The organism is Advenella sp., assembly GCF_052108595.1.
Classification (GTDB): Bacteria; Pseudomonadota; Gammaproteobacteria; order Burkholderiales; family Burkholderiaceae_B; genus Advenella.
Map to the genome: position 1 here is coordinate 1 of NZ_JBQEAU010000143.1, position 9,267 is coordinate 9,267.

The window sequence follows — 9,267 nt, forward strand, 5'->3', positions numbered from 1 at the left end:
TGTGAAAGTAGGTCATCGTCAGGCTTTTTATTCCTTCAAACGCCCCGCAATTTAAACATTGCGGGGCGTTTGTGCTTTAACGCACGCATTATAAATATCCATAATAAATATCCATAAGACGCTCGCATCATCAACACGCAGTCTATGCGCCAATCGTTTTATTTTAGGGGCTGCATCGCATTGCAGTTCCTCTCTCTAGGATGCTCATCTATTTGGCCATGCGCCGCTTTACTCCCAACCGATGCATCTTATCTTCAATACCGGCTGGCGTTCAACAGAGCGCTGCTCTGAGCCTTGAACTCGACGTATCTCATTTCTGGCTCACCGCCTTGTCTTAATCTTACACTTGCGATGGCGTTCATGATTGCGCGCTCTGCATGATACCTTTCTGGGTTCTGGTTGAACGGCGCACTTTACTCAATTTTCTGCTCTGCTTAACGATTCACTTTGCTTTATTTTGTGTGAAGAGGCCTGGCCAGAAAATGATAGTCCTTACCCCTGGCAGGCTTCACGGACCTGCATTCATTGGCCCGGGGCGCAGCAATTCTGCAGACTATTGCAGTTGCCATAGCATATGCTTGAACCCTGGCCTGCAGACATGCTTGGCAGGGCTCCAAATCAATGTGTCTTTGTATAGGCTCGGCAGGCCATGGGTTGCCAAGCCTGACATGCCTCCAGTCATTTGTCGCTTTTTATCCGGATTTTGATTTGTTTGCTGAAATGGCGCGAGGTACCTCTGGCGGTTGACTCGTAGTGCCGCGGACGATCAGTTCGATATCCAGGCACACAGAGACTGGCTGCGCATCTTTTTCTACCATGGTCATGATCCCCGACGCAAGCCTGGTCTTATTCTGGAGAACAAGCAGGACTGGAGCAGCGAAATTGATATGCGCAAGCTGACCCTTGCAGAAATCACCTTGCTGGGAACCTATACCTATACCATGGCTGACATGTATGCCACCGTCAATGCTTTGCACAATGGAACCTTTGGGGATCTTTCCTGGGTAGAGACGCGTTCCCTTGATGAGGGGGTGACCGCATTTACCGAGCTGGATCGGGGGAACATTGCTTCGGGCAAAGTGGTATTGCTGCCGCATTGATCAACCAGGCGATTCTGCTAGTGGTGCGTGATGCCCCTTGCGGCCGTTGCGCAACGTACCCGAAATAACGCCGGCAATCTGCAGCACGAAGCACCAGGGATGCGGATTGACGTTGTGCTCAGTGCCTGGGCGGCGATTGCAGCTTTGAAATGCGCAGCACGCTGCATTGGACAGGTGTCACTGCGAGCCCAATTCATCGGGATGATTGCGTCTAGAACTCCATCTCTGCCGAGAGCAGAACGGTGCGCGGCGCTGCTGCAGTGGCCACGGTGAGGCGTGAGCTGCTCGATAGCCAGTATTTCTTGTTAAATACGTTTTCGACGCTGGCACGCAATGTGAGCGGGCGGCCCTGGAATGTTGTGCGATAACGGGCGCTCAGGTCATAGCGTGTCCACGATGGCAGTGTGAGCGTGTTTTCTGCATCATAGGGTGTTGCTGCGGTGTGAATGGCGCGTGCGCCCACGCTCAAGCCGGGTACCCAGGGCAAGTCCCAATCGGCTGCCAGGTTGAACGTGCGCTTTGGCACACCATTGGCCTGGTTGCCTTGATTGACGCCGCCTGCGGTGCGACGCAGTTTGGCATTATAAAAAGTGGCACTGGCCATAACGCGCAGACCATCGGTCACTTCACCCACAGCAGATAATTCCACACCGCGATTACGCTGCTCGCCATCGTAACTGTAGATATTGGTGTCCGGGTCGGTAATCGCGTTTGGACGATCTACCTGAAAAACCGAGACCGTGGTCATGACGCGACCCCAGTCGACTTTGACACCGGCTTCGTACTGCTTGGACTTATATGGCGCAAACACCTCGCCGGCATTGGCTGCATCGACCGGGGCCGTGCTACCCGTGCTCAGGCCTGATGTAAAGTTACCGTATATCGACACATTGTCCAACGGGCGTACGACAATACCGAAAAGCGGCGAGACTGCGCTTTCGTTATAGGAGGACGTGACGGCGCCAGTGGGATTGAAGTTTTCAGACTTCACTTGTTGTCTGCGCAGGCCCCCGGTAATCAGGATGCGGTCGTCGGCAAACGACAACGTGTCAGTCAGGGAAATGCTGGAGAGCTCGGTTTCAGACGTCTTGATTGGTGACTGGCGATCGCCGGTCATGGGGACTAGCTGCACCGGATCGTAGATATTGGAGTCGATCTTTTGACTCAATGGCGCCGACAGGTAGAAGCTTCCCGCTTCTGATTTGAGAATGGAGCCGGACAGGGTGACCAGGTGGCTCACACCAAAGGTATTGAATTTCGCACGCGCGCCGATTTCAGCCGTCTTGCTGCGCGAGTAGGCGTCATACCACGAATTGATAACCCGCAAGTTACCCAGATCGTCCACTGCATCTGTCGTACGCGCAGAAGGAAAATCCTGCTCGCTGGCGCCGTAGTGGTAGCCTACCGCGGCATATACCATTAGCCGGTCGGAGATATCGTATTCCAATCGCGAGGCGATGGTCGAGTCGCGAATCGTCAGGTCGGCGCCTGAATAGATGGCGCGGTGGCCGGAAGGAGCTGCGGGAATGTTTGCAATATCAGGATGGAACCCGGTCTGCGCACGGAAGTTGTCAACGTTCTCACGTTGCGCGTAGGTGTCCAGGGACCAACGCAGTTTATCCGAGCGGTAGTCCAGCGACAGGGCGCCAAGGGCAAGTTTCTGGCGACCTTCGTCCAGGCTTGTTTGGCCATTGCGGTATACGCCGTTAAAGCGAATACCCCATTGCTTGTCATCTCCGAAGCGGCGTCCCATATCCAGGTGTGCGCCCAGGATTGATTTGCTTTCGTACGTTGTCGTGACGCGGGTCAACGGTTCATCGTCGGCACGCTTGGTAACGATATTAATGTTTCCGCCTATGCTGCCGGCAGGGCTGATGCCGTACATCAGCGTACCCGGCCCCTTGAGCACTTCAACCCGTTCCATCATGGCCGTCGGCATGCGGTTGGAAGAGGCCAGGCCATATAGCCCGTTCAAGCCGACATCGCCGCTGTCGACTTTGAAGCCGCGGATCTGGAAGTCTTCGCTGAAACTGCCGGTGGACGTCATCACCCGAACAGAGGCTTCGTTGACTACCACGTCTGCCAGCGTACGAGCCTGCTGGTCATTCAGAAATTGTGATGTGTAATTGGTGGTGCTAAAAGGCGTATCCATGACATCTGAAGAGCCCAGCACGCCCAGACCGCCGCCGCGCGCGACCTGGCCGCCGGCGTAGGCAGAGGGAAGCGCATCCTCGGCGCCGCTTGCCATGATAGGGGCCAACTGCAGCACGCTGCTCTGAGCGTAAGCGGCCAGTGGCAATCCCATAACAGAAATACTAAGCGTATTGAGCACAAGCCGGTTCATGAGCGAGGCCGAAACCGGCGATGTTGTTTCGGCGCAGGGAACGAGCCTCGCAGGCAGAGTGGTTCTCATGAACTGACCTTCAATCAATTTGGAAAGGGCAAATTATATAACAATAATGATAATGATTATCAGTAATTCTATTGTTTTTATTGTCTGCGCATATGTGAAGGTGGATGTCGGCGGACGTCATCCGCCCTTTAAGCCTGGGCTGCTCAACATTGGAGTGCTGTCAGCGTGGTTGCCGGTGAAGTTGGTATTGCTATGTGCCCTGATTATTGCGGGCAGCAGGGTACGAACGGGCACGACTCGCACCGGGTGTTGAACGATGAGATAATGGCCTTTTTCAAGGTAAATAGTGATGACTGATCAAGCTGTTCTGAAAGTGGTGCTGCATGCGCCAACCGCAGATGCGCTGCAGCGTGCCCGCAGCAATGCCGGCAATTTGCTGCGCGAGCAGCCGGACGCACACGTTAAAATTGTGCTCAATGCCCAGGCGGTTATTGCTGCCCTGGATGAGCCGCAGGAGCAGCTTGATGCCATTACCTGGTTATGTCCCAACACCCTGAACCGCGCAGCTCGCCAGAACAGAGCGCCGCTGCAGGTGCTCCCGCATGGTGCTATTGCTGAGCTTGCCCGGCTGCAGCAGGATGGATGGGTGTACATCCGGGCGTAAACGGGGCCGCATAATTAATTTTGAGACACCTACACCGTAAAGTGCTGCCTATAAGGCCAGCTTGTGCTGGCCACTTTGCCAGGCATGTGCATACGCCAATCACTTATGCGGCTTTGATGCTAAGTCTGTCATACAGTGCGGCGTAGACCGCCACAATAATGAAGCACACTAAAGGCAGGCCGTAGGATAGCGCGGTATGATGGCCATCAGCAATTTTGCCCATAAAATAAGGCATTACAGCGCCACCCACGATGGCCATAATCATAAACGAGCTGCCAATTTTTGTTTTGGATCCAAGATTTTTTACGCCCATGACGAAAATAGTGGGAAACATGATGGACATGAAAAAGAAAATGCCGATGGCAGCGATGCTGGCCACACCAGGAAGGCCGGTCATGACAACGCCGCAAAGCGCTATATTAATAACCCCGTAGATAGCCAACAGGCGAGAAGCCGGAATGCGTGTCATGATACCGGTACTGATAAAGCGGCCGATCATAAATGCCAGCAAGCCTATCGAGAGCAGATATGAGGCGTCTTTGGCTTCAAATCCATTCCAAGTCTCCAGGGTGAGATTAATAAAGAATGCGCCTACTCCCACCTGAGCAGCAACATAAAAGAATTGAGTAATCACACCGCCGATAAACTCCCGGTGTGAGGTAAGTGAGCGCTGGTTGGCCGATGCGTTTTTTTCGTCGAGCGCGCTTTCTGCCTCGCGCAGGTCAGGCAGCTTGGTGCGAGCAAACAGAATGATCAACAATAAGACAACAACGGCAATGGCGACATACGTGATAGTAACTGCGCCGTTCTGGGCTGCTGGCTGTTCGGCAGACGTGCCTTCGAAGAAAAACAGACCGCCAATGAGCGGACCGCAGAACTGGCCAAAACCGTTGAAGGACTGGGATAGATTGAGCCGCGTTTCCGCTGTTTCCGGTGCTCCCAGTGCTGATGAGTAGGGATTGGCTGCCGTTTCCAAAAATCCCAGGCCGCAAGCCAGTACAAACAATGCGAACAGGAAAAAGGGAAAAGTCATGGCATTGGATGCTGGCACAAATAGCAATGCGCCAATCGCGTAGAGTGAGAGACCGGTAATGATGCCGGCCTTATATCCTTTTTTTGATATGAACATCCCGGCGGGCAACGCGATGATGAAATAGGCGCCAAAGTATGCGGCCTGCAGCAGCCCGGATTGTGCCTTGGAAATATGCAAAGCATCCTGGAAGTGTTTGTTGAGCACATCCAGTAGTCCATAGGATAGCCCCCACATAAAGAAAAGTGTAGTAACCAAAATGAATCCGGTGCGGTAGCGAGGATCGGTGATGGCGTGTTTCATTGATATCTCCGTTGTTGATCTTGATTTTTTTGTTGGTATGGTTTGAATGACTATTTCATATGTAATGTTTCGACCTGACTTATTGCATTTTCAGGTCAAATATTTTTTCCATAGCTACCCATTTTTCGCCTGCAGGCGTCCACGGCGTTGGTATTTGAAACTGCCACATCAGGGTTTCCCATTCCTTTACTCTGGGCTCGGTCGCTGCGATAGCGGCCGCGTGCTGAGGACTGTATGTGTCGTCAACTTCCATGACCATGAACAGGCGGGTGCCGATGTGCCAGATCTGCATATCAACGATGCCGCAAGCGTAAATATTGGCTTGAACTTCAGGCCAGATATTTCTGTGGTGTGCTATATAAGTTTGAATTTTTTCCGGATCGTCTACCAGATCCAGAGCCAGGCAATATCGCTGATGAGTCATGTATTACCTCCGCATCAGGCAATGGCACGATCAAGGTGGGTATAGCCGCCGTCCACGAATAGGCATTCGCCTGTGGTATGCGATGACCGGTCCGACAGCAGGAAGACCACGGTGTTGGCGATCTCGCGTGGTGTGGTCATGCGCTTTTCCAGTGGAATGCGGGCTGTGATTGCTGCCAGCTTTTCCTGCGGGTTATCAAAACCGCCGATCCACGATTCGTATAGTGGCGTCATTACCTCGGCAGGGATCACGGCATTGACCCGGATTTTATCGTTCAGCAGCGCCACAGCCCATTCGCGAGTCAGCGCAAGTCGTCCACCGTTGGCAGCGCAATAGCCGCTGGTTTGCCCTTGACCGGTGATGGCAGTCTTGGAGCCGATATTGACGATGCTGCCTTGACTGTTTTTCAGATAGGGCAGGGCATGGTGAACGACTGTAAAGTAGTGCACCAGATTCTTTTCCAGCGACTGACGGAACGCATCTACGCTTGCTGTGAGCGCAATATTATCGTTGATGCCGGCGTTGTTGACCACACCGTCGATACGACCATATTGCGCTGCCGTCGCGTTGATCGCGGATTGACACGCGGCCTCATCCATCAGATCCAGTTGTTGGAAGGCATATCCTGACGCCGACTCAGCCAGTTTTTCCTGCAGCGACTGTGGCAAGGGCGAGCGCGCGAAGATGACGGGAATGGCGCCTTCCTCTGCCAGCGTCAGGCTGATGGCTTCGCCAATGCCCGATCCACCCCCAGTTACGATAATGACTTTGTTTTTCAAATTCAAATCCATTTGTCTCTCTCATCCTTCAATTACAGTTGGTATGTTTTTACAGGGGTGCCCAGTTGTACCTGGTTGGTATCTGCTGCCGGGAGATGGCTTGTGTTTTCTTTCCAGTAGTCCAGCAGGGTGTCGTATGAATGGGTCGCAGACGATACGGGCCAATCGGAGCCCCACAATAGGCGCTCCGGACCGAATAGCGTCCAGACACTGTCGATATAAGGCTGCAGATTGGCGGCAGTGGCGTGTGCTCCTGCTTCTGTAACCAGGCCCGATATTTTTACTACGACATGAGGCAAAGTGGCGAGCTTACGCATATGCAGGTGCCACCATTCAAATGCTGATTGGCACGCAAACTCTGGCTTGCACAGATGATCAATGACAAGCCAGTGTTTGTCGTGGCGCATGCAGAAATTGACTACGGCGGGCAGATCGGCCTGGCGAGCAAGTACTTCATAAACGTAATTGTGATGCTGCATCGATCGGACGCCGTGTTGCAGGCCGGAGTGTTCACGCAGATACTCTGAGGGCTTGGGCTCATCCTGAATCAGGTGGCGAAAGCCTTTAACCAAGGCATGATTGGCAGCCGATTCCAGTTGCGGCTCAATGCTGGCATCAAAATCAAACCAGCCTATGACACCTTTGATTATGGGAAAGTCCTGTGCTAATTGCAGCAGAAAATGATTTTCGCTAAGCGTGGGCCTGGCCTGCACCGCAATGAGACCTGAGATGCGTTCAGCGGTGAGCGCGGCTATATCGCACGGAAGGCGGTTTTGTTTCAGCGATACCTGATGGTCACCAATCCAGGAGAACTCATCACGGTTGTAATTCCAGAAGTGAACATGCGTATCAATCATAAAACTGTACCTTTAATTATTTTTCGATTCGCACAGATCAGGTTTGAAAAGATATTGGCGACGGGATTCTGGTTTCATCTCGATACTGAAGCCGGGGGCAGTGGGTGGCATATATGCCGCATTACGGATCACGCAGGGATGCTCAAAGTGCTCATGCAGATGATCCACGTATTCGGTGACACGCCCTTCGCGTGTCCCGGAAAAGCACAGATAGTCAATCATGGATAAATGCTGTACGTATTCGCACAACCCGACGCCACCGGCGTGCGGGCATACTGCAAGCTTGAACTTCGCGGCCAGCAGCAGTACGGCGAGCACTTCATTGACTCCACCCATGCGGCATGCGTCAATCTGCACTATGTCAATCGCTTGGCGGCTCATAAACTGTTTGAACATAATCCGGTTCTGACACATTTCGCCTGTGGCTACCTGTATTGGGGCAATGGTTTGCCGGATTTGACGGTGCGCTTCGATATCGTCGGGACTGGTGGGTTCTTCAATAAACCAGGGGTTGGCAAAAGCCAATTGCCGAACCCAGTCGATGGCCTGTTCGGTTTCCCAGATTTGGTTGGCATCGATCATAAGCTTGCGTTGCGGCCCGATAATGTCCCTGGCAATGCGGACACGGCGCTTGTCGTCTTCCAGATCATGTCCGACTTTGAGTTTGATGTGATTGAAGCCCTGATCGATCGCTTCCTGACACAGACGGGCGAGCTTTTCATCGCTGTAGCCCAGCCAGCCGGCTGATGTCGTATAGCAGGGGTAGCCTTCGGCCTGAAGCAAGGCTTCTCGTTCTGCCTTGGCCTGAGCACGGTCGCGGAGCAACTGTAAAGCTTCATCACGGCAAATGGCATCGGTCAGGTAGCGCAAGTCAATGCAATCGAGCAGTTGTTCCGGACTCATATCTGCAACCAGCTTCCATACCGGTTTGCCTTCCATCTTTGCCCAGAGGTCCCAGACGGCGTTGACGACTGCGCCGGTGGCCAGATGCATTGCACCTTTGTCGGGGCCGATCCAGCGCAACTGGCTGTCGCCGGTGAGCATGCGCCACATATCGGCGGGGGAAGATCTGACGCTATCCATATCAAGGCCGATAACCAGATGACGCATCGCTTCAATGGATTTGCAGCAAATCTCATTGCCCCTGCCTATGGTGAAGGTCAAACCATGACCGGCCAAAGATGGACTGTCGGTGTGCAGGATGACGTAAGCGGCTGAATAATCCGGGTCGGGATTCATTGCATCGGATCCGTCCAGCAAGGTTGATGTCGGAAAGCGGATGTCCAGCACTTGCATTTGGGTGATCTTTGTCATGGTGTCTCCTGTGACGCTATAATGTGCTTCACTGATCAGACCAACCTTTAAATTTGTCTAAATTGGTCGGACCAAATTTATTGGTCTGTACAATTTAGGCGAAATTTTGGTGGTTTGCAAGTTTTTTTCGATCAATTATTAGAGTCATACATGGAAAGTGATCGCGTTTACCAACGGATTGCCGCAAGCATCCGCGAAAAAATCCTGAATAATAGTTATCCGGTGTCCAGTCGTATCCCACCTGAAAGAGAACTGGCCAGTCAGTTACAGGTAAGTCGCACTTCTGTGCGGGAAGCGATTATTGCGCTTGAGGTGTCCGGTTGGGTTGAGGTCAGACTGGGCAGTGGCGTGTACGTGCGGCAACGCGCCCCGGCTCAGGTCAATCATGAAGACCCGCCTGTGCATCCTAAGCTGTTACCCCACCTTGCCACGTCAACTGAGGT

At 52.9% G+C, this 9,267-nt stretch carries 9 protein-coding genes; 3 read left to right on the top strand and 6 right to left on the bottom strand.

All coding sequences use genetic code 11. The features are described 5' to 3' along the window. Nucleotides 1-743: 743 nt before the first annotated feature. Nucleotides 744-1,100 (top strand): hypothetical protein, encoded by a 357-nt coding sequence (locus tag ACTIKR_RS18785; protein ID WP_442328667.1) that lies wholly within the window; start codon nucleotides 744-746, stop codon nucleotides 1,098-1,100. A gap of 211 nt (nucleotides 1,101-1,311) precedes the next feature. Here the strand turns inward: ACTIKR_RS18785 and ACTIKR_RS18790 are convergent, their stop codons facing one another. Further along, nucleotides 1,312-3,513 (bottom strand): TonB-dependent receptor, encoded by a 2,202-nt coding sequence (locus ACTIKR_RS18790; protein WP_442328668.1) that lies wholly within the window; start codon nucleotides 3,511-3,513, stop codon nucleotides 1,312-1,314. Between the two features lie 289 nt (nucleotides 3,514-3,802). Here ACTIKR_RS18790 and ACTIKR_RS18795 point away from each other — a divergent pair, with 289 nt between their 5' ends. Beyond that, entirely contained in the window at nucleotides 3,803-4,117 is a 315-nt protein-coding gene (locus ACTIKR_RS18795; protein ID WP_193087264.1) for a DsrE family protein, read from the top strand. A gap of 103 nt (nucleotides 4,118-4,220) precedes the next feature. Here the strand turns inward: ACTIKR_RS18795 and fucP are convergent, their stop codons facing one another. The 5 genes from fucP to ACTIKR_RS18820 all read right to left on the bottom strand — a co-directional run bounded on the left by fucP (nucleotide 4,221) and on the right by ACTIKR_RS18820 (nucleotide 8,824). Next, entirely contained in the window at nucleotides 4,221-5,450 is a 1,230-nt protein-coding gene (fucP, locus tag ACTIKR_RS18800) for an L-fucose:H+ symporter permease (protein WP_442328669.1), read from the bottom strand. 79 nt (nucleotides 5,451-5,529) lie between these two features. Next, nucleotides 5,530-5,874: an L-rhamnose mutarotase gene (locus ACTIKR_RS18805; protein WP_193087266.1), complete on the bottom strand. Its 345-nt coding sequence runs from the start codon at nucleotides 5,872-5,874 to the stop codon at nucleotides 5,530-5,532. A 14-nt stretch (nucleotides 5,875-5,888) separates the two neighbouring features. Then, nucleotides 5,889-6,665, bottom strand: a complete 777-nt coding sequence (locus tag ACTIKR_RS18810) for an SDR family oxidoreductase (protein WP_442328670.1) — start codon at nucleotides 6,663-6,665, stop codon at nucleotides 5,889-5,891. 20 nt (nucleotides 6,666-6,685) lie between these two features. After that, on the bottom strand, nucleotides 6,686-7,510 hold the full coding sequence (locus ACTIKR_RS18815; RefSeq protein ID WP_193087268.1) for an amidohydrolase family protein: 825 nt from the start codon (nucleotides 7,508-7,510) through the stop codon (nucleotides 6,686-6,688). 12 nt (nucleotides 7,511-7,522) lie between these two features. Further along, nucleotides 7,523-8,824 carry an L-fuconate dehydratase gene (locus ACTIKR_RS18820; protein ID WP_442328671.1) on the bottom strand — a complete coding sequence of 434 codons (1,302 nt, stop codon included), beginning with the start codon at nucleotides 8,822-8,824 and terminating at the stop codon, nucleotides 7,523-7,525. A gap of 150 nt (nucleotides 8,825-8,974) precedes the next feature. Between ACTIKR_RS18820 and ACTIKR_RS18825 the strand changes: the two genes are divergently transcribed. Then, on the top strand, nucleotides 8,975-9,267 hold a 293-nt coding region (locus ACTIKR_RS18825), incomplete at its 3' end, for a FadR/GntR family transcriptional regulator (protein ID WP_442328672.1).

Coding starts and splice junctions, on each gene's coding strand:
- ACTIKR_RS18790 (WP_442328668.1), bottom strand. CDS start 3,513: ATGAGAACCACTCTGCCTGCGAGGCTCGTTCCCTGCGCCGAAACAACA.
- ACTIKR_RS18795 (WP_193087264.1), top strand. CDS start 3,803: ATGACTGATCAAGCTGTTCTGAAAGTGGTGCTGCATGCGCCAACCGCA.
- fucP (WP_442328669.1), bottom strand. CDS start 5,450: ATGAAACACGCCATCACCGATCCTCGCTACCGCACCGGATTCATTTTG.
- ACTIKR_RS18805 (WP_193087266.1), bottom strand. CDS start 5,874: ATGACTCATCAGCGATATTGCCTGGCTCTGGATCTGGTAGACGATCCG.
- ACTIKR_RS18810 (WP_442328670.1), bottom strand. CDS start 6,665: ATGGATTTGAATTTGAAAAACAAAGTCATTATCGTAACTGGGGGTGGA.
- ACTIKR_RS18815 (WP_193087268.1), bottom strand. CDS start 7,510: ATGATTGATACGCATGTTCACTTCTGGAATTACAACCGTGATGAGTTC.
- ACTIKR_RS18820 (WP_442328671.1), bottom strand. CDS start 8,824: ATGACAAAGATCACCCAAATGCAAGTGCTGGACATCCGCTTTCCGACA.